Origin of the sequence: Streptomyces sp. NPDC093109 (assembly GCF_040701725.1) — a bacterium.
GTDB lineage: Bacteria > Actinomycetota > Actinomycetes > Streptomycetales > Streptomycetaceae > Streptomyces.
The window spans coordinates 16,253-35,758 of record NZ_JBFBEZ010000057.1 but is presented as its reverse complement, the minus strand read 5'-3'; the positions used below and the strand labels follow the sequence as shown (position 1 = coordinate 35,758).

The following is a 19,506-nucleotide window of genomic DNA, read 5'->3' as shown; positions in this document are numbered from 1 at the left end:
TGTGGTGGGGGTGCGGGTGTGGTGGGTCAGATGCCGAGGTCCTTGATGATCTTGGCTACGTGGCCGGTGGCGCGGACGTTGTAGAGGGCCTGTTCGATGCGGCCCTTCTCGTCCACGACGAACGTCGAGCGGATGACGCCGGTGACCGTCTTGCCGTACAGCTTCTTCTCGCCGAAGGCGCCGTACGCCTCCAGTACGGCCTTGGCGGGGTCGCCCAGAAGCGTGACCTTCAGGTTCTCCTTCTCGCGGAACTTCGCGAGCTTCTCCGGCTTGTCGGGCGATACGCCGATGACGTCGTAGCCGGCGCCGGCCAGCAGCTCCAGGTTGTCGGTGAAGTCGCACGCCTGCTTGGTGCAGCCCGGGGTGAGCGCGGCCGGGTAGAAGTAGACGATGACCTTGCGGCCCTTGTGGTCCGCGAGCGAGACGTCGTTGCCGTCCGCGTCGGGCAGGGTGAAGGCGGGGGCGGTGTCGCCGGGCTGGAGGCGCTCGCTCATGGTTCTCCTCGGTGGGGCGGGTGAGTCCGGGTGGACCGGGGTACGCCGCCGAGCGTAATCGGGGGTGCCGCCGGGTGCGGTGGGCGTCGAGCTGACAGACTGTCGACGTAGGACTGACGTAGGAATATCGGACACGACCACGGAGGCAGCGCGGTGTCGGAATCCAGGACCCCGGCGCAGATCGAGGCGGACATCGTCCGCCGGCGCGGGCAGCTTGCCGAGACGCTCGACGAGATCGGCGTGCGGGTGCATCCGAAGACGATCGTGGGCGACGCGAAGGCCAAGGTGACCTCCACGGTCGACCGGACGGCGGGGCGCGCGTTCGTCGCCGTGAACAGGACGGTCGCGGGCGTGCGCGCCTCGTTCACCGACCACGCGGGCGCCCCCCGGATGGAGCGGCTGGTGCCGGTGGCGCTGGTCGCGGTCGGCGTCGTCGGGCTGCTGGTGGTGTCGACGAAGCGCCGCCGCGCCTGAGCCCGCTGACGGCCTGTCGAGTGTCCTGTCTCCTGTCCTGTCACCCCTATGGCGTACGGCGGCGGGCCCGGCAGGTAGGTTCTGGGGCGTGAGCGAGAAACCCCAGAGCCAGCACGACAAGCTGCCCATCCGGATGCTCCATGACCGGGTCCTGGTCAGGACGGACATTCCGGAGGGCGAGCGGCGTTCGTCCGGCGGCATCCTGATCCCGGCGACGGCCGAGGTCGGCCGCCGGCTTGCCTGGGCCGAGGTGGTGGCCGTGGGGCAGAGCGTACGGACGGTGACGCCGGGGGACCGGGTGCTGTACGACCCCGAGGACCGGGCCGAGGTCGAGGTGCGCGGGGTGGCGTACGTACTGATGCGGGAGCGCGATCTGCACGCGGTCGCGGCTGACCGGTTCGAGGGGTCCGAGGACTCCACCGGGCTCTATCTGTAGTTCCGGCGAGTTTCCGCGAGTTTCCAGGTGTTTCCGGGAGTTTCCGCGTGTTCCGCGCGTCTCCGTGGGGTTCTGTTTCCGGGGGGTTTCCTCCGCCTCACCTTTGTTTGTTAGCGTGGGGTCACCCCGACGAGACGCGCCGTACCGGGTCATCGAAAGACGACGCACCTGTTGTTTCCGCGTTCTCGCCGGGAGGTGCCGTCATGGCCTGGGTTCTGTTGATCGTCGCCGGTCTGCTGGAGATCGGCTGGTCGATCGGGATGAAGTTCACCGAGGGGTTCACCCGGCTGTGGCCGAGCGTGTTCACCGGTGCGGGGATCGTCCTGAGCATGCTGCTGCTGTCGCAGGCGGCGAAGACCCTGCCGATCGGCACGGCGTACGGCGTGTGGGTCGGGATCGGCGCGGCCGGGGCGGCCGTGGTCGGCATGGTGGCGCTGGGGGAGCCGGCGACCGCCGCGCGGATCTTCTTCGTCTGTCTGCTGCTGGTGGCCGTGGTGGGGCTGAAGGCCACTTCCGGGCACTGAGGCGTCGCGTTGACGGCTTACGGGCCTACGGGGCCTACGGCTTACGGGCCCTGGCCGTCCGTTCCCGTTCCCTGTCCTGTGTCCGTGCCGCCCCCGCCCGTGGTCGCGTCCCCGGTACCACCCCCGTCGGTCGCCGCGCCCGACGCACCCGTCGTGCCCGCGCTGTCGGCGCCGATGCTGGTGCCGGTCGTGCCCGTACCGCCGTCGGCCGGGCTGCCGCCGCCCGGGTCCGTTCCGCCGGTGGTGGTGCCGCCCTGGGTGGTGGTGTCCGCGGGCGGGCCGCCGCCCGCGGTGGTGGTCGTGCCCGTACCGGCGGTGTTCGTCCCGCCCTGGGTGCCCGGGGCGGGAGTCCGGCCCTGGGTGGTGCCCTGGGTGTCCGGGCTCTGCGACTGGCCCGGCCGGTCGGGCCGCGGGGACCCCGTCTGGTCCGGCAGTGCCGTGTCGGCCGCGTCGGGCTCCACCTGGAGGTCGAAGTCCTTGACGGCGGTGCCCCGGAGCGCGGCGGCGGTGTACTGGCCCCAGATCTGGGCGGGCGCGCCGCCGCCGTTGATACGGGCCTGGCCGAGGGCTCCGTACAGAGGCTTCTGCTCGGCGGTCCTGGGGTCGGCGCCCATCACGGCGACGACGGTGGCGAGGTTCGGGGTGTAGCCGGCGAACCAGGCCGCCTTGTCCTTCTCCGCCGTGCCGGTCTTGCCGGCGGCGGGGCGGCCCGCGGACTGGGCGGCGGTGCCGGTGCCGCCGTCGACGACGCCGCGCAGCATGGAGGTGGTGGTGTCGGCGGCCTCGCGGCTGATGGCCTGCTTGCTGTCGTGGGCGGGCAGGGCCAGGTCCGTACCGTTCCTGCTGATGTTCTGGACGAGGCTGTACGTGCCGTGCGCGCCGTGGTTGGCGAGCGTGGCGTACGCCTCGGCCATGTCCAGGACGCTCGCGGTGGCCGGGCCGAGCGCGATGGAGGGGGTGGCGGTGAGGTCGGGGGTGTTCTTGGGGATGCCGAGGGCGATGGCGGTGTCCTTGACGGTGGTGGGCCCGACGTCCTCGGCCATCTGCGCGTAGACGGCGTTGACGGACTTGTCGGTGGCGACCCGTACGGTGATGGGGCCGTAGTCGACGTCGTCCTCGTTGGCGGGGGCGTAACCGGTGGAGCCGCTGGGGCCCTGGACCATGCGCTGGTTGGTGCCGTCGTAGACGGTGTTCGGGGCGATCGTCCGGCCGTCCTGGGTCCGGGAGCCGTTCTGGACGGCGGCGGCGAAGACGAACGGCTTGAAGGTGGAGCCGACCTGGTAGTCGCGGCGGGTCGCGTTGTTGACGTACTGCTTCGTGTAGTCGATGCCGCCGTACATGGCGACGACCCGGCCGGTCGCCGGGTCGATGGAGGCGCCGCCGACGCGGACGTTGCGGTCGGCCGCGCGGTCGCCGCTGAGCTGGGAGGTGACCTTGTCCTTGACGGCCTGGACGAAGGCGTTCTGCTTCTTCCGGTCGAGGGTGGTGGTGATGCGGTAGCCGCCGGCGGCCAGGGTGTTCTCGTCGATGATCTTGTTGCTGGTCAGATAGTCCTTGACGGCCTGGACGATGTAGCCGCGCTGGCCCGTGAGGCCGGAGGAGGAGGGCCGTAGGTTGCCGGGCTGCGGGAACGCCATCTTGGCGCGGTCGTGCTCGCTGAGCCAGTGCTCCTTGACCATGCCGTCGAGCACGTAGTTCCAGCGGGCGACGGCGGCCGGTCTGTTCTCGGGGTGCACGACGACGTCGAACTCGCTGGGGGCGTTGAGCAGGGAGGCCAGATAGGCGCCCTCCGCCGTGCTGAGGTTCTCGACGTCCTTGCCGTAGTACGCCTGGGCGGCGGCCTGGATGCCGTACGCGTTGCGGCCGAAGTAGCTGGTGTTCAGATAGCCCTGGAGGATCTGGCTCTTGGACGCCTCGCGGTTGAGCTTGATCGCGATGAAGAATTCCTTGGTCTTGCGGATGACCGTCTGTTCCTGGCCGAGGTAGTAGTTCTTGACGTACTGCTGGGTGATGGTGGAGCCGCCCTGGGTGCCCTTGCCTGTGGCGGTGTTCCAGGCGGCGCGGACCATGCCCTGCGGGTCGACGGCGGGCTCGCCGTAGAAGCCGCGGTCCTCGGCGGCGAGCACGGCGCGCTGGACGGACTTCGGCACCTGCGCGAGCTTGATGTTCTCGCGGTTGATCTCGCCGTCGCGGGCGATCTGGGTGCCGTCCGTATAGAGGAAGACGTTCGACTGGGCGGTGGCGGCGGCGTTGGCGGCCGGGATGTCGACGTACTTGTAGCCCAGGACGAAGCCGCAGACGAGCAGGAGCGCGAAGCCCAGGAACGCGCCGGCCGTCATACGCCAGGTGGGGACGAGCCTGCGCCAGCCGGTACGCCGGCGCTTGCGCTCGGCGCGCTTGGCCGCGCGCCTGGCCCGGCCGGTGAGGGCGGGGTCGGACGCGGGGTCGGAAGGGTCCCGGGGGGCCCAGCCCTGCTGCTGTGGCTCGTCACTCATATGTGTGAAGACTCCTCGGCCGCAGCCGGAGGTTCACTTCCCGGCATAACGGTGTCGTATCAGGTCAATCCCATAAAACACGGCCAGAAGGGAGAAGCGCGAGCCGCCGGATATTGAGTCGCGCTGGTGTGGGCGCGTCGACTACGTTCGGTCGCCTTTGGTCCGGCGCTGATTCCGGCGCTGGATCCGGCGCCGGATCCGGGCGCTTCTGAGGGGGGAGGGGGACGGTGCGGCTGTACGCAGTGGTGACCTTGGGTGGTTTCCGACGGTACGCGACGTATCGCATGGCGACCTTCGCCGGCGTGTTCACCAACACCGTGTTCGGCTTCATCCTGGCGTACGCCTACACGGCGCTCTGGGACGAGCGGCCGCGGCTCGGCGGGTACGACCTGCCGCAGGCCATGACGTACGTCTGGCTCGGGCAGGCGCTGCTGGCGGCCTGCGCGACGATAGGCGGCGGTTTCGAGGACGAGCTGATCGAACGCATCCGTACGGGCGACATCGCCGTCGATCTCTACCGTCCGGCCGATCTCCAGCTCTGGTGGCTGGCCGCCGATCTGGGCCGGGCGGTGTTCCAGCTGCTCGGGCGCGGGGTCGTGCCGATGGCGATCGGCGCGTTCGCCTTCGAGCTGGCGCTGCCGCGCGATCCGCTGGTGTGGCTCGCGTTCCTGGGGGCGGTGCTGCTGGGGCTGGTGGTCAGTTTCGCGATCCGGTTCCTGATCGCGCTGTCCGCGTTCTGGCTGATGGACGGCGCGGGGGCGGCGCAGATGGGGATGCTGGCGGCGACGTTCTTCTCCGGGATGCTGCTGCCGCTCAATGTCTTCCCCGGCGCGCTGGGGGAGCTGGCGCGGGCGCTGCCGTGGTCGTCGATGCTCCAGATCCCGGCGGATGTCCTCCTGGGCAAGCACACCGGGTGGGACCTGGCGGGCGTGTTCGCGTTCCAGGCGGGCTGGGCGGTGGCGCTGCTCGGGGCGGGCCGGGCGCTTCAGTCGGTGGCGACGAGGAGGGTGGTGGTCCAGGGTGGCTGAGGAGGTGGGGGCGGCGGTCGCCGATTCGGTGGGTGCCGATGGGCCGTCGGTGGCGTCGGTGGCTTCGGTGGCTTCTCCGGAGGCCGAGCTGCCGGAATTCTGGCTTCCGGGAACCTCGCGGTGGGACACCCTGCGCGCCGGGATACGGGGGTACGGCCTGATCGTGGCGGCCTGGACGCGGTCCACGCTCACGTACCGCGCGTCCTTCGCGCTGATGCTGGTCGGGAACTTCGCGGCGACCGGCTTCGACTTCCTGTCGATCCTGCTGATGTTCTCGCACATCGATGCCCTCGGCGGCTACTCGCTGCCCGAGGTGGCCTTTCTGTACGGGACGGCGGGTACGGCCTTCGGCCTCGCCGAGCTGCTCCTCGGGACGATGAACGGGCTCGGCCGCCGGGTGCGGGACGGCACGCTCGACACGCTGCTGGTGCGGCCCGTGCCCGTACTGGTGCAGGTCGCGGCGGACAAGTTCGCGCTGCGGCGGCTGGGCCGGATCCTCCAGGGGCTGCTGGTGCTTGGCTACGGGCTGCTGCTGGTGGACATCGACTGGACGGTCGTGCGGGTGCTGATGCTGCCCATGATGATCCTGAGCGGCGCGGCGATCTTCGGGGCGGTGTTCGTGGCGGGCGGCGCCTTCCAGTTCTGGGCGCAGGACGCCTCGCAGGTGCAGAACGCGTTCACGTACGGCGGCAACACCGTGCTCCAGTACCCGCCGTCGGTCTTCGGCCGGGAGCTGGTGCGCGGGGTGACGTTCGTGGTGCCGCTGGCCTTCGTGAACTGGATCCCGGCGCTGTACGTGATGGGGCGCGAGCTGCCGCTGGGGCTGCCGGACGCGGTGGCGTTCCTGCCGCCGGTGGTGGCGGCCGTGTGCTGCGCGGCGGCGGGGCTGGCATGGCGGGCGGGGCTGCGGGCGTACCGCAGCACGGGAAGCTGAGAGGGTGGTCGTGGTGACGGAGGACAGCGCGGGATTCATCGAGCTGGACGGGGTCGAGAAGGTCTTCGACGTCCGCCGCAAGGCGGGACTGCTGCGCCGGGAGAGACACCAGGTGCGTGCCGTCGACAGCCTCTCCTTCCGGGTGGCGCGCGGCGAGATGGTCGGCTACATCGGCCCGAACGGCGCCGGCAAGTCCACCACCATCAAGATGCTCACCGGCATCCTGACCCCGAGCGCCGGCCGGCTGCGGGTCGCGGGCATCGACCCGTCCCGGGAGCGTACGCGGCTGGCGCAGCGCATCGGCGTGGTGTTCGGGCAGCGCACGACGCTCTGGTGGGACCTGCCGCTGATCGATTCGTACCGGCTGATGCACCGGATGTACCGCGTCCCGGACGCGCGGTTCCGGGTGAATCTGGAGCGCTGCGTCGAACTCCTCGATCTGGGCGCGCTGCTGGACGTACCGGTACGGCAGCTCTCGCTCGGCCAGCGGATGCGCGGCGACATCGCGGCGGCGCTGCTGCACGATCCCGAGGTGCTGTATCTGGACGAGCCGACGATCGGCCTTGATGTGATCTCGAAGGCCAAGGTCAGGGGGTTCCTGCGGGACCTGAACGCGGAGCGCGGCACGACGGTGCTGCTCACGACGCACGATCTGACCGATATCGAGCAGCTCTGCGCGCGGGTGATGGTCATCGATCACGGGCGGCTGCTGTACGACGGCTCGCCGGCCGGGCTGCACGAGGTGGGGGAGAGCGAGCGGATGCTCGTCATCGATCTGGAGCGGGAGCTTCCGCCGATCGACCTGCCCGGAGTGGAGGTCCGTACGGTGAAGGTGGAGGGGCCGCGGCAGTGGCTGGCCTTCCCGGCCGCGGCGTCGGCGGCGCCGCTCGTGGCCCGGATCGCGGCGGAGTTTCCGCTGGTGGATCTGTCGGTGCGGGAGCCGGACATCGAGGATGTGATCGCCAAGATGTATGCGGATCGATCAGCTGTGTGACGGAGAACGCAGGGGTGACTAGTCTGCTCTTATGACGAGCGAGCAGCCCGAATCGAGTCCCGAGCCGCGCCCCGTGGTCAGTCCCCCGGCAACCCCCGATACGCGGGCGTCCGACGCCGAGCGGGAACAGATCGCGGAGCGGCTGCGGGAGGCCGTCGCGGAGGGCCGGATCGACATGGTGGAGTTCGAGGAGCGCCTCGACGTCGCCTACAAGGCGCGTACGCACGGCGAGTTGGTGCCGCTCGTACGGGATCTGCCCGCGCCGGGGACGACGACGGACGTCGCCGCGCAGGCGGCGCGCGGGGTGGCGCGCGGGGTGGCGCCGGAGGCCGTGCCGGGCGGCGGTGGCTGGGCGGACCGGATCGGCCGGGAACCCGCCACGTCCAAGGGCGCGTTCGCCTTCTGGGGCGGCTTCGCCCGTAAGGGGAGGTGGACGGTGGGCCGGAAGTTCACGGCGGCCGTCTTCCAGGCGGGCGGGGACATCGATCTGCGCGAGGCGCGGTTCGAGGGCCGCGATGTGGTGATCCGGTGCTACGCGATCATGGGCGGGATGCAGGTGATCGTACCGCCGGACATGAACGTCGAGGTCAGGGGCATCGGGTTGATGGGCGGCTTCGGTGAGGTGCGCAGCGGCGAGGACGTGGAGATCAGCCCCGGGTCGCCGCGGGTGATCGTCACCGGGATCGCGCTGATGGGCGGGGTCGGGGTCGAGCGGAAGGCCACGGAGGCGGAGCGGCGGCGGCTCAAGGAGCAGCGCAAGCGGGAGAAGCTGGAGAAGAAGGCGGAGCGCAAGGAGCTGGGCGGCTGAGCGGCTGAGCGGGCCCGTGTCTCCGCTCCACTCAGCTTCACTTGGCTCCACTTATCCACAAGCCACGTCTTGTCCACAGGTCACGCCGTCCGGCATCGCGGACGGGGACAATGTGTACGAATGATGCACGGCACATACGTGGACGGGTGGAATGAACGGTGGAGCGGATGGAACGCACGGGACGCACGGATCCGGAGCGGGCGGCGGCTGAGCGCGGGGAGGAGCCCGGTGGGGCGCCCGCGGAGGGGCCCGGGGCTCTGGGGGCACCCGGCGACGGGAAGCGTGCTGCCCGTGGGCTCGGCTCCTTCTCGTACACGGCCGCCGACGAGGAGAAGCTCCGCGGCGTCCGCCGGATGAAGGCCACGGCCACCGGACTGCTGGTGCTGGTCGCGGTGGTCTTCGCCCTCGCGACCTGGGCGAAGAACTCCGGCGCGGGCGGCTGGGCGGGCTATGTCGCGGCGGCTGCGGAGGCGGGGATGGTCGGCGCGTTGGCCGACTGGTTCGCGGTGACGGCGCTGTTCCGCCGGCCGCTGGGCCTGCCCATTCCGCACACCGCGATCATCGCGAACAAGAAGGACCAGCTGGGCGCCTCGCTCGGCGCGTTCGTCGGGGAGAACTTCCTCTCGGCCGATGTCGTACGGGGCCGGCTGCGCGCCCTGGGCATCGGCCGCCGGCTCGGTACGTGGCTCGCGGAGCCCGCGCACGCCGACCGGGTCACCGCCGAGCTCTCCACGGCGCTGCGCGGCGCGCTGACCGTCCTGCGGGACTCCGACGTCCAGGCGGTGGTCGGCGAGGCGATCACCCGGCGCGCGGACGCGGTGGAGATCGCCCCCGGGATAGGGAAGACCCTCGACAAGGTCGTGGCGGACGGCGCCCACCACCGCGCCGTCGATCTGATCTGCGTCCGCGCGCACGACTGGCTGGTGGAGCACGGCGACTCCGTCATGGACGCGGTGCAGGGCGGCGCGCCCGGCTGGACGCCGCGCTTCGTCGACCGGCGCATCGGTGACCGGGTCTACAAGGAGCTGCTGCGCTTCATCACCGAGATGCGCGACATGCCGAGCCATCCGGCGCGGGGTGCCATCGACCGGTTCCTCCGCGACTTCGCCTCCGACCTCCAGTCGGACACGGACACCCGCGCGCGGGTCGAGCGCCTGAAGTCGGAGCTGCTCGCGCGTCCCGAGGTGCAGGACATCATCGCCTCGGCGTGGTCCTCCGTACGGGCCATGATCATGTCGGCGGCCGAGGACGACCGCAGCGAGCTGCGGCTGCGGGCGCGTGCGTCGCTGCTGTCCCTGGGCGCGCGGCTGGCGACGGACGAGCGGTTGCAGGGGAAGCTGGACGGCTGGATCGAGGAGGCGGCGGCGTATGTCGTCGCGACGTACCGGGGGGAGATCACATCGCTGATCTCCGACACGGTGGCGGGCTGGGACGCGGCCGACACATCGAAGAAGATCGAGGCGCACATCGGCCGTGACCTGCAATTCATCCGGATCAACGGCACGGTGGTGGGGGCGCTGGCGGGGCTGCTGATCTACACGGTGTCGCATGCGCTGGGCGGGTAGGCGCGGGCGGCGGGCCGGGGGCGGCGGGCCGGGGGCGGCGGGCCGGGGGCGGCGGGCCGGGGGCCAGGGCCAGTAAAGATTGCTGGGCGCGTGATGCGGACCCTGTCGTCCGTTCACGCGCCCAGCCACCATGGGGGAGTTGCTCTTGAGTACGGAGCGCGAGTTGGAGGTGTTCAACGGGCGCCGGATTTATTTCGCGTGCTTACGCCCCGGCGCGCCGGGTGACGGCCCAGGACGCGGCGGCTACCCCGCCCGCCACGGTGAAGACGGCGGGCCACGCGCCGACCTTCCTGGCGAGCGGGTGCGCGCCCGCGAAGGCGGCGAGGTAGGCGGCGCTCAGCCCGGCCGCCGCCTTCGTCCCGCCCGTACGGTGCCATTCGTACGCGGCGACGGCGCCCGCGGCGGCCAGTGCGGCCCCGCCGAGGGGACGCTTCTTCGTCCACCGGGCGATCGCGTAACCGCCGACGATGCCGCCCGCCGCCACGGCCGTCGCCGGGATCCTCGCTGTTGCCTCCGCCATGGCCGCCACCTTTCGTCGTCCCCGTCTGTCGCTGTCGAGCGTACGAGAAGACGGGGGACGCGACCGGGGCCGGGGCCCCGGCCCGGTTCTCAGCGCCCGGCTCGCTCCGGCTCGACGATCCGGCCGTCGCTCAGCTCCACCACCCGGTCCGCCAGATCGAGCAGCTGCGGGTCGTGCGTGGCGACGAGGGCGGTCGTGCCCTCACTCCGTACGACCGTACGCAGCAGCTCCATCACCATGAGGCCGGTATGGGCGTCCAGTTGGGCGGTCGGTTCGTCGGCGATCAGCAGGGGCGGCCGGTTCGCCAGGGCGCGGGCGAGGGCGACGCGCTGCTGCTGGCCGCCGGAGAGTTCGCCGGGGCGCTGCGCCGCGTGTTCGGTGAGGCCGACGAGGGCCAGCAGCAGCGCCACCCGCTCCTCGCGCTCGCGCGGATCGGCTCCGCGCAGCCGCAGCGGCACCCCGACGTTCTCGGCCGCCGTGAGGATGGGGATCAGGCCGAAGGACTGGAAGACGAATCCGACGCGGTCGCGGCGGAGTTCCAGGAGGCCGCTCTCGCCGAGTTCCGAGAGATCGGCGCCGTCGACGACGATCCGGCCCCGGTCCGGCGAGTCCAGGCCGCCGACCAGATTGAGCAGTGTGGTCTTTCCGGCACCGGACCGCCCCTTGAGGGCGACCAGTTCACCCCGCGCGATATCGAGGGAGGTGCCGCGCAGCGCGTGGACGGCGGTGGGACCGCTGCCGTACGAACGGTGCAGGCCCTCGGCGCTGACCATAGGTCCGCCGCCGGACGGGTGCGCGCCGGTCTCCTCCGTCATGGATTTCCGCGTCATGGACTTCTGCGGTGTGGACTTCTCCGTCATGGGCGCTTCCCCCGCGCGTTGTCGCCTGTGATTGCCGGCCCGGCCACACTATGCGCGGGCACGGGGAGGGTGGAAGCCGTTGCCGGACAGGCGAGTTGGTGCACCTGGGCAACCGGATCGATGTGTGTTTGGCTGAACGGGGACCGACGGGGGAGATGCCAAAAGGGAGACGTCGAGACGTCGAGACGTCAAGACGCCAAAGGGAGACGTCGAGGACAGCCGTTCCGGTCGAACGGTGCACGGGGTGTCGGGGGACGCGTGACGGGGTTCGTTTTTCTGCGTGCGACGGGGCAGCGGCTGCTGCTGGCCGCCGCGCTGCTCGCGGTGGCACTGACCACCTGCGTACTCGCCTCCCTCACCGCGTTCTCCAGCTCCGTCGGGGACACCGCGCTGCGCGAGACGCTGCGCGGCCGGGACGCCGCCTCCGCCGTTCTCGTCATCGGCGCGGACATTCCGGCGGAGCGCCGGGACGCGGCGGAGAAGGCCGTGGTCCGGGGCGCGTGGGAGACATTCGACGGACTGCCCGTGACCGTACGGAAGCTGGAGCGCTCGGGACCGTACGCGCTGCCCGGACCGCTCCGGACGTCCTCCAAAGCCCCGGCGTCGTCGGCGGACGGGGACAAGCCGGACCTGACCCACCTCGCCGCGCTGGACCGCTCCCGGATCACGCTGGTGGCGGGCGAGCTGCCGGGGCCGGCCAGTGTGGCTGGTGCCGTTCCCGTGGCCCTGCCCGAAGAGGCCGCCCGGCGGCTGGAGTTGGCCCCGGGCGCGACGATCGCGCTCACCGACCGGCTGACCGACGACCGGCTCACGGTCCGGATCACCGGTATCTACAAGGCCACCGACCTCACCGATCCGTACTGGCGGCTGGACGCGCTCGGCGGATACGGCGTCCGCGAGGTCGACTTCACCACCTACGGCCCGCTCCTCACGGACGCGTCCGTCCTCGCCACCGGACAGGTCGCCCCCTTCGGCACCGGCTGGCTGGCCACCGCCGACTTCCGGGGCGTCACCACCGGCCGGATCGACGCCCTGCGCGACGCGGCCACCCGCGTCCCCGAGCGGCTGCGCGAGGATCCGGCGCTCGGCGGCGGCGCGACGGTGAGCACCGCGCTGCCGTCCCTGCTCGACCGGACCGAGCGGGGGCTGCTGGTGGCCCGCTCCACCCTGGTGATCGTCGCGCTGCAACTGCTGCTCCTCGCCGGGTACACACTGCTGCTGGTGGCCCGCTCGCTCGCCACGGAACGGGCCGGCGAGACCGGCCTGTTGCGCGCGCGTGGCGCATCGCGCGGCCGGCTCGCCGCACTCGCCGCGACGGAGGCACTGCTGCTGGCACTCCCGGCGGCCCTCTGCGCCCCGCTGCTCGCGGGCCCGCTGACCGGGCTGTTCGCGCGGCGGTCCGTGGGGCAGTCCGGGCAGTCGTCCGCGCTCGGCGGCGGCTTCCCCGAGTGGCAGGTGTGGTCCGTCTCGGCGGTGGTCGCGCTCTGCTGCGCGGCGGTGGTCGTCCTGCCCGCCCTGGCCGGGACCGGCGGGGCAGGCGGGGCGGGCGGGACGGTGGGAGGCGCGCGCGGCCGGCTCGCCGCCCTGCCCGCACCCGTACGGGCGGGCGCGGACATCGGGCTGCTGCTCATCGCGGCCCTGGCCTACTGGCAGTTGGACCGCCGAACAGCCGCGGGCACGGCGGGGACGGCGGGGACGGGCGTGCTCGGCAGCGACCGCGAAGGCCGCCTTGGCATCGATCCGCTGCTCGCCATGGCGCCCGCGCTGGCACTGCTCGCCGGTACGGTGCTCACGCTGCGGCTGCTGCCTCCCCTGACGGGACTCGCCGAGCGGCGTGCCGCGCGCGGCCGTGGGCTGCCCGCCGCGCTGGCGGCCCACCGCCTGGGCCGCCGGTCGCTGCGCGGCGCCGGTCCCGTACTGCTGCTGGTGCTGGCCGTCGCGACGGGCCTGCTCGCCCTTGGCCAGAGCGCGTCGTGGGACCGGTCCCAGCGCGACCGGGCGGACTTCGCCACGGGCGCTTCGGTACGTGTCCTGGACGGCAGGCCCGCCGACCCCGGTCAGGCCGGCCTCTACGCCTCGCTGCCCGGCGTACGGCAGGCGGCGCCCGCCCACCGTACGGAGGCGGGCCTGTCCGGCGGGCTGACCGCGACCGTACTCGCGCTGGACACGGCACACGCCGAGGAACGGCTGCTGCTGCGCCCCGATCTGGCCGACGAACCGGCGGAGACGCTGGTGGGCGGGCTGGCGGACCCGTTGGCAGGGCCGGGAAGGCCGTCGGACACCGCGGACCGTACCGGGATCGTGCTGCCCGCCGACGCCCGCCGGCTCTTCCTCGACGTACGGATAATCGATGTACGGATAATCGATGTACGGAGAACGGCCGGGAAGGGCGCGGGGCTCGCGCCCGTGCTTCAGGTGGTGGTCGAGGACCGGTACGGCCTTCCGTACCGGATCGGCGCCGGACCGGTGCCCGTCGACGGGCGGCTCCACCGGGTCGCCGTCGACCTCGACCGGACCGCGTCGGACACCCGCGCAGCCCCGGCCGGGCCGCTCCGCGTGACCGGGCTGCGGCTCGGCGGGACCGCCCCGGACGGGAAGGCCGAGCGGCACCGGCTGAGCGTCGAACAACTGCTGGTCACGGGTGGTGCGGAGGGCGGCGCGCGCTCAGGAACCGCGCCTGCTCCCGTGCCCGTACCCGTGCCCGTCCCCGTACCCGTACCGGACGGAACGCGGTGGCGCGGCAGCGCAGCGGTGCCGGAGGGCACCGGGACACAGGACAGCGGCGAGCGCGCGCGGGTCGTCCCGGAGCCGGCCTTCACGTACTCGACAGGGCGGGCGCAGAACGGCGAGACCGGTTACTTCTCCGTCCGGCTCGACGCCGTGGGAGCCGATTCCGACGCGGACGACGCCGCTGCCCACGCCGACGCCGCCCCGGAGCGGATCGCGGCCGTCGCCACCGACGGCTTCCTGCGCGCCACCGGAGCCAAACGCGGCGACAGCGTCGATCTGACGCTGGCGGGGGAACAGGTGCGCGTGACCATCGTGAAGACCGTACGGGAGCTGCCGACGGCCGGCCCGGCGGCGGAGATGGACGCGGGCGCGGAGACGGAAGCGGGGGCTGACGCCGGGGCTGAAGCCATTGCCAACGCCGGCGCCGACGAGAGCGCACGGACCGCCGGTGCGCTGCTCGTCGATCTGCGGGCCGTCAACGCCGCCGTCGCCGACCGTGCCGACCGCGCGCTCCTGCCCAACGAGTGGTGGCTGAGCACCGCCCCCGGCGCCGCCGCGCAGGTCGCGTCCGCACTGCGCGACCGCGCGGACGGCACCGGGCCCGGCCGGGTGCTCGTACGGGACGAGACGGCGGCCGGACTGCTCGGTGATCCGCTCGGCGACGGGCCGCGCGCGGCGCTGATCGCCGTCGCTATGGCGGCTGCCGCGCTCGCCGCCGTGGGGTTCGCGGTCGGCGCCGCCGCCTCCCTGCGCGAGCGGACCGCCGAACTCGCCGTCCTGCGCGCCCTCGGAGCGCCCCGCCGGAGCCTCGTCCGGCTGGTCGTGATGGAGCAAGGGGTCCTGATCGGCATCGGTCTGACCGTCGGCGTGGGCCTCGGCGCGCTGCTGACGCGGGCGCTCGTACCGCTGACCGTACTGACCTCGCGGGCCGACCGGCCCGTGCCCCAGGTGCTCGTGGAACTTCCGCTGTCCCAGGCGGCCCTGTTCCTCGCGGGCGTCGCGGCCGTGCCCCTGCTGATCGCCGCGGCCCTCGCCGCCCGACGCGGCGCCGACCTCGCGGTCGAGCTCCGCCACCAGGGGGACCACTGATGGCAGGCGACGTATGTACAGATGACGCACGCAGGGACGACGTGGACGGCGTGGAGGACGTGGAGGAGGCGGACGACGTGGAGGACGTACGTCCCGGGCGCGCCGTGGCGCCATGGGTGCGGACCCGGCTGCGTACGGCCCCCGGCGCCGCCGCCGCCCTCGGGGCGCTCGTCCTGCTCACGGCCGTCCTCGCCGCCGCCTTCCCGAGGGCCGTCGACGCGTACGAGGGCGAAGGGCTGCGGCGCGAGATCGCAGGCGCCCCTGTGACCGGCACTGTGCTGCAACTGACCGCTCCCCAGGCGGGCCTGGAGCTGCCCGAGGACGCCAGGGTGGCCGCGATGCGCCCCGACGCGCTCGACGCCGTGTACCGGCGGGCGCTGGCGAGGCTGGCGGACCCGCTGCGCGTCGACCTCACCCAGTCGGCGTACGGGGTACGCACCGGCGAGCCCCTGATCGGTACGGACCGCTGGCTGCCGCGTCCTGACGGGCTCCCGCCCCGGTTCACGCTGGCCACGCAGTCGGAGCTGGCCGCCCACGCCACCGTACGGAGCGGACGGCTGCCGTCCGCGTCGTCGTCCGCGTTGTCCTCCGCGTCCGCGTCCGGGAACTCACAGCCGCAGGAGGTGGAGGCCGCAGTCACCACGGCGACCGCCCGCCAACTGCGGCTGCGCGTCGGCACCGTACTGGCCCTGAACGACTTCGGCGGGGCCCCGGCCCTCTCCGTACGGATCACGGGCATCGTCGAACCCCGCCGCCCGGACGGCAGTTACTGGGCCGTCGAACCGCTCCTGTGCACCCCGGGGCTGACCGCGACGGCGTCCAAGCCGCCGGAGTACCGCTGGGAGGCGGGGCTCCTGCTGGCACCCGGCGCCGCGCCCGCGCTCCTCGGCACACGTACGGACGCCGAGAAGTACTGGCGCTTCGCCCCCGACACCGAAGGGCTGACGGCGGCCGACGCCCCGGCGCTCGTACGGCGGATCGCGTCCCTCGAAGACGGCCCGGGACTGCTGCGGATGCGGGAGATCGCGGGCGGGAACGCGGAGGTGGAGAGCGGTCTCGGCGCGGTCGTCGGCTCCCATCTCGCGACCCGCGAGGAGATCGCGCGCATTGTCGTCGTCGCGGCCGTCGGGGCGGGCACGGTCGCCGCGGTCGTCCTCGCGATGGCCGGCGGCCTGATCGCCACGGGCCGCGCCGCCGAACTCGCCCTGCTGCGTGCGCGCGGCGGCTCCCTGCCCGGCATCGGCGGACGGCTGCTCGCCGAGACCGCCGTGATCGTGCTGCCCGCCGCCGCGGCCGGGCTGCTGCTGGCGGTGCTCCTGGTGGACGGGAGCGGCGGCGGAGGCGGGGCGCGCCTGCTGCCCGCCGTGTACGGCGTGGCCGCCGTCGCGCTGATCGCCTGCGCGGCGCTGCCGGTCCGCGCCGTACTGCCGCTGCGCAGGGCGCGCGCGTACGGGGACCGCGACGACCTCGCGGCGACGCGGCCGAGCCGGCGCCGTACCGTCGCGGAACTGACGCTGCTGCTCCTGGCCGCCGCCTCCGTCGTCGCGCTGCGCGGGAGAGGTACGTCCGGGTCTTCGGGCGGGTCGGGCGACCTGCTGGTGAGCGCGGCTCCCGTGCTGGTCGCGCTGATCGCCGCGTTCGTCCTCGTACGGCTGTATCCGCTGCCCCTGCGGTACGCGGTGCGCCCGGTGGCGCGCCTGCGCGGGGTGGTCGGTTTCCTGGCGCTGGCGCGCGCGGGCCGCTCGTCGTCGTCGGCGGCTACGGCACCACTGCTGGCGCTGCTCATCGCGCTGACGACGGCGGCGTTCGGCGGTTCCGTACTGGCGGGGATCACGGACGCGCGCGACCGGGTCGCGCTGCTGGCGGTGGGCGCGGACGCGCGGATCTCCACGCCGGGCGACGGCGTGCCGCTGCCGGCCGGTGCGGAAGGGGCGGTGCGGCGGGTGGCGGGCGTACGGGAGGTGACGGCCGTACGGATCGAATCGGCGAGGCTGGAGAAGATACCGGCGGCCGAGTTCGAGTCCGAGTCAGCGTCAGCGTCAGCGTCCTCGGCCGAGAGGGAGAAGCCGGTCACGGTGATCGGCGTGGAGCCGGACTCGTACACCAGGCTGGCCCGGCAGCAGGAGCTGGGAGCGTTCCCGGCGGGGTCCCTGAAGGCGGGGGCGCCGAAAGCCGGAGCCCCGAAGGCGGGCGACGGCCGGGGCGGGGTGCTCGACGCGGTGGCGTCCCCGGCCGTTGCCGAGCGGCTGGGCACCGGGCCGCGGCGGATCGTCCTGCCGGAGGGCGAGGTCACCGTCCGGATCACGGCGGTCCGGTCCGGTACGCCGGCCGCTCCCCGCGCGGAATTCCTGCTGGTGGACGCGGTGGGCCTGCCGGCGGCGGAACCGACGACGCTGCTGGTCACGGGAGACGGCCTGGACGGAGGGAAGCTGAAGGCGGCGGCGACGCCACAGGACAAACCTCAGCCTCCGGCTCAGGCTTCGTCCTCAGCCTCAGCCTCAGCCTCGGCTCCGGAAGTGAGCCTGCTGAGCGCGGAACGGGCGGCGTTCACCGCGTCGCCGCTTCAGTCGGGGGCCGAGCGGATCTACGCCGTAGCCGTACTGGCCGGTGCGGTGTACGCGGTCATCACCCTCCTTCTCTCCTTCCTGCACTCCACGCGGGAACGGACCGCTCTGCTGGCCCGGCTGCGCACCATGGGCCTGGGCAACCGTCAGGGCCGCCTGCTGCTGGGCCTGGAGGCGCTGCCACAGGCGCTGCTCGCGGCGGGAGGCGGCGTCCTCGTCGGCTGGGCCACGGTCCGGCTGCTGGCTCCCGGTATCGATCTGGCGCAGCTCGCCGTGGGATCCGGGGCCGGGCCGGGGGCCGGGTTCGGGAGCGGGGCCCCGGCGGGTGGTGTGTCGCTGAGTACGGATGTGTGGTCACTGGTGCTGCCGGCGGTCGGTGTGCTGGTCCTGGCGGGGGTGGTGGCCGCCGGGCAGGCGTGGTGGGCGGGCAGACGCGGATCGATGACGGAGCTGAGGGTGGGAGACACGAGATGACGGACCGCGAACCACCGAATTCCACCCGCCCGCCCTCGCCCCCCACCCTCACCGAGCTGGAACGGAGGGCGGCGGCGCACCGGGACCGTCCCTCGTACGGGCATGACGCGCTGATCACCTGTGACCGGCTGGTCCGTGTCTTCACCACGGACGGTGTTGAGGTGCAGGCGCTCCAGGGGCTCGATCTCACGGTGCGGGAGGGCGAGCTGATGGCCCTGGTCGGCGCGTCAGGCAGCGGAAAGTCGACGCTGATGAACATCCTCGCGGGCCTGGACGTCCCCACCGCGGGCGCGGCCAGGGTCGCGGGCCGGGATCTGCTGGCGATGGACGCGAAGGTGCGGTTGAACTACCGCCGTGAGGTGGTCGGTTTCGTCTGGCAGCAGACGAGCCGCAATCTCCTCCCGTATCTGACGGCACGCCAGAACGTCGCACTGCCGATGCAGTTGCTGGGGCGGGGCGGCGTCCGGCGGAGCGCGGCGAAGGGGGAGCGGACGAAGGAGCTGCTGGCGATGCTCGGCGTCAGCGACTGCGCCGACCGCCGCCCGAGGCAGCTCTCCGGAGGGCAGCAGCAGCGCGTCGCGATCGCGGTCGCGCTGGCCAACTCGCCTTCCGTGCTGCTCGCCGACGAACCGACCGGCGAGCTGGACTCGGTGACGGGCGAGGAGGTCTTCGCGGCGTTCCGCCGGGCGAATGAGGAGCTGGGGACGACGATCGTGATCGTCACGCACGACCAGGCGGTCGAGAGCGAGGTCCGCCGTACGGTGGCGATCCGCGACGGCAGGACTTCGTCCGAGGTTCTGCGGCGTACGGAGATTGACGCGGAGGGCCAGGAGTCGGTGGTGGCGCGGGAGTACGCGATGCTGGACCGGGCCGGGCGGCTCCAGCTGCCGACGGAGTACACGGCGGCGCTGGGCATGGAGCAGCGGGTGATGCTGGAGCTGGAGCAGGACCACATCCAGGTATGGGCGGACGGGGCGGACGGGGCGTACGGCGGGGCGAGCGAGGAACGCACCTGAGGACACAAGAGATTGTGACGGTGGGTGAGTGGATGTCGGAAAGGGAGTGTGAGGCGGGCACAGACACCTCATGACGGAAACACCCAAGCCCACCGAGACCCCCCGCACCCCGACGATCCGCACCCCGACCACCCGTGCCACATACCTCCGAAAAACGACCGCCGACGAGGCGATCGCCCACCTCTCCCGTACGCAGCAGCGGCTGGCGAGCAGCCGTCAACTGCGGGCAGCCGGTCTCTCGGCCGGCACCGCCGCGCGCAGGTGCAGGCCGGGCGGCCCGTGGCAGCGCCCGCTGCCGGGGGTGGTCCTGATGCAGACGGGAGAACCGACGCCGCGCCAGAGGCTGCTGGCGGCGGTCCTCTACGCGGATAACGGCAAGGGCGCCGACGCCGAAGCCGACGCGGAAGCCCGCGACGCCCGCGACGCCCGCGACGCCCGCGACGCCCGCGACGCCCGCGACGCCCGCGACGCCCGCGACGCCCGCGACGCCCGCGACGCCCG

At 72.8% G+C, this 19,506-nt stretch carries 15 protein-coding genes, 1 pseudogene and 1 riboswitch; of the genes and pseudogenes, 12 read left to right on the top strand and 4 right to left on the bottom strand.

The window, feature by feature from the left end; all coding sequences use genetic code 11:
* Window positions 1-26 precede the first annotated feature (26 nt).
* Window positions 27-494 (bottom strand): thioredoxin-dependent thiol peroxidase, encoded by a 468-nt coding sequence (gene bcp, locus AB0389_RS34215; RefSeq protein WP_366399451.1) that lies wholly within the window; start codon window positions 492-494, stop codon window positions 27-29.
* Window positions 495-647: 153 nt separating this feature from the next.
* On the opposite strand from bcp, the gene AB0389_RS34210 reads away from it, so the two are divergent.
* The 3 genes from AB0389_RS34210 (at window position 648) to AB0389_RS34200 (ending at window position 1,928) form a co-directional block, all read left to right on the top strand.
* On the top strand, window positions 648-968 hold the full coding sequence (locus AB0389_RS34210) for a DUF3618 domain-containing protein (RefSeq protein WP_366399450.1): 321 nt from the start codon (window positions 648-650) through the stop codon (window positions 966-968).
* Window positions 969-1,101: 133 nt separating this feature from the next.
* A complete protein-coding gene (locus tag AB0389_RS34205) occupies window positions 1,102-1,404 on the top strand; it encodes a co-chaperone GroES (protein WP_114665042.1) in 303 nt (100 codons plus the stop codon).
* Between the two features lie 94 nt (window positions 1,405-1,498).
* Window positions 1,499-1,573: riboswitch (guanidine-III (ykkC-III) riboswitch) on the top strand.
* A 34-nt stretch (window positions 1,574-1,607) separates the two neighbouring features.
* On the top strand, window positions 1,608-1,928 hold the full coding sequence (locus AB0389_RS34200; RefSeq protein WP_366399449.1) for a multidrug efflux SMR transporter: 321 nt from the start codon (window positions 1,608-1,610) through the stop codon (window positions 1,926-1,928).
* Window positions 1,929-1,969: 41 nt separating this feature from the next.
* On the opposite strand, the gene AB0389_RS34195 is transcribed toward AB0389_RS34200, so the two are convergent.
* Window positions 1,970-4,423, bottom strand: a complete 2,454-nt coding sequence (locus AB0389_RS34195) for a transglycosylase domain-containing protein (RefSeq protein WP_366399448.1) — start codon at window positions 4,421-4,423, stop codon at window positions 1,970-1,972.
* 227 nt (window positions 4,424-4,650) lie between these two features.
* On the opposite strand from AB0389_RS34195, the gene AB0389_RS34190 reads away from it, so the two are divergent.
* The 5 genes from AB0389_RS34190 (at window position 4,651) to AB0389_RS34170 (ending at window position 9,752) form a co-directional block, all read left to right on the top strand.
* Window positions 4,651-5,451 (top strand): ABC-2 family transporter protein, encoded by an 801-nt coding sequence (locus AB0389_RS34190; protein WP_366399447.1) that lies wholly within the window; start codon window positions 4,651-4,653, stop codon window positions 5,449-5,451.
* 88 nt (window positions 5,452-5,539) lie between these two features.
* On the top strand, window positions 5,540-6,385 hold the full coding sequence (locus AB0389_RS34185) for an ABC transporter permease (protein ID WP_366399461.1): 846 nt from the start codon (window positions 5,540-5,542) through the stop codon (window positions 6,383-6,385).
* Window positions 6,386-6,398: 13 nt separating this feature from the next.
* On the top strand, window positions 6,399-7,379 hold the full coding sequence (locus AB0389_RS34180) for an ATP-binding cassette domain-containing protein (protein WP_366399446.1): 981 nt from the start codon (window positions 6,399-6,401) through the stop codon (window positions 7,377-7,379).
* Window positions 7,380-7,410: 31 nt separating this feature from the next.
* Entirely contained in the window at window positions 7,411-8,187 is a 777-nt protein-coding gene (locus tag AB0389_RS34175; RefSeq protein ID WP_366399445.1) for a DUF1707 domain-containing protein, read from the top strand.
* A gap of 167 nt (window positions 8,188-8,354) precedes the next feature.
* Window positions 8,355-9,752: a DUF445 domain-containing protein gene (locus AB0389_RS34170; RefSeq protein WP_366399444.1), complete on the top strand. Its 1,398-nt coding sequence runs from the start codon at window positions 8,355-8,357 to the stop codon at window positions 9,750-9,752.
* A 202-nt stretch (window positions 9,753-9,954) separates the two neighbouring features.
* On the opposite strand, the gene AB0389_RS34165 is transcribed toward AB0389_RS34170, so the two are convergent.
* Together AB0389_RS34165 and AB0389_RS34160 are read right to left on the bottom strand one after the other, a co-directional pair.
* Entirely contained in the window at window positions 9,955-10,272 is a 318-nt protein-coding gene (locus tag AB0389_RS34165; protein WP_366399443.1) for a hypothetical protein, read from the bottom strand.
* 89 nt (window positions 10,273-10,361) lie between these two features.
* On the bottom strand, window positions 10,362-11,087 hold the full coding sequence (locus AB0389_RS34160) for an ABC transporter ATP-binding protein (protein ID WP_366399460.1): 726 nt from the start codon (window positions 11,085-11,087) through the stop codon (window positions 10,362-10,364).
* Window positions 11,088-11,390: 303 nt separating this feature from the next.
* On the opposite strand from AB0389_RS34160, the gene AB0389_RS34155 reads away from it, so the two are divergent.
* The 4 genes and pseudogenes from AB0389_RS34155 to AB0389_RS34140 form a co-directional block, all read left to right on the top strand.
* The gene (locus AB0389_RS34155; protein WP_366399442.1) at window positions 11,391-14,951 is read left to right on the top strand and encodes an ABC transporter permease; all 3,561 of its coding nucleotides are present in this window, start codon (window positions 11,391-11,393) and stop codon (window positions 14,949-14,951) included.
* The gene (locus AB0389_RS34150) at window positions 14,951-17,989 is read left to right on the top strand and encodes an FtsX-like permease family protein (protein WP_366399441.1); all 3,039 of its coding nucleotides are present in this window, start codon (window positions 14,951-14,953) and stop codon (window positions 17,987-17,989) included. The genes AB0389_RS34155 and AB0389_RS34150 overlap by 1 nt, the downstream gene beginning before the upstream one ends.
* Window positions 17,986-19,005, top strand: a complete 1,020-nt coding sequence (locus AB0389_RS34145; RefSeq protein WP_366399440.1) for an ABC transporter ATP-binding protein — start codon at window positions 17,986-17,988, stop codon at window positions 19,003-19,005. Before AB0389_RS34150 ends, AB0389_RS34145 begins: the two co-directional genes overlap by 4 nt.
* A 70-nt stretch (window positions 19,006-19,075) precedes the next feature.
* A pseudogene (locus AB0389_RS34140) lies at window positions 19,076-19,506 on the top strand (hypothetical protein); the annotation flags it as partial.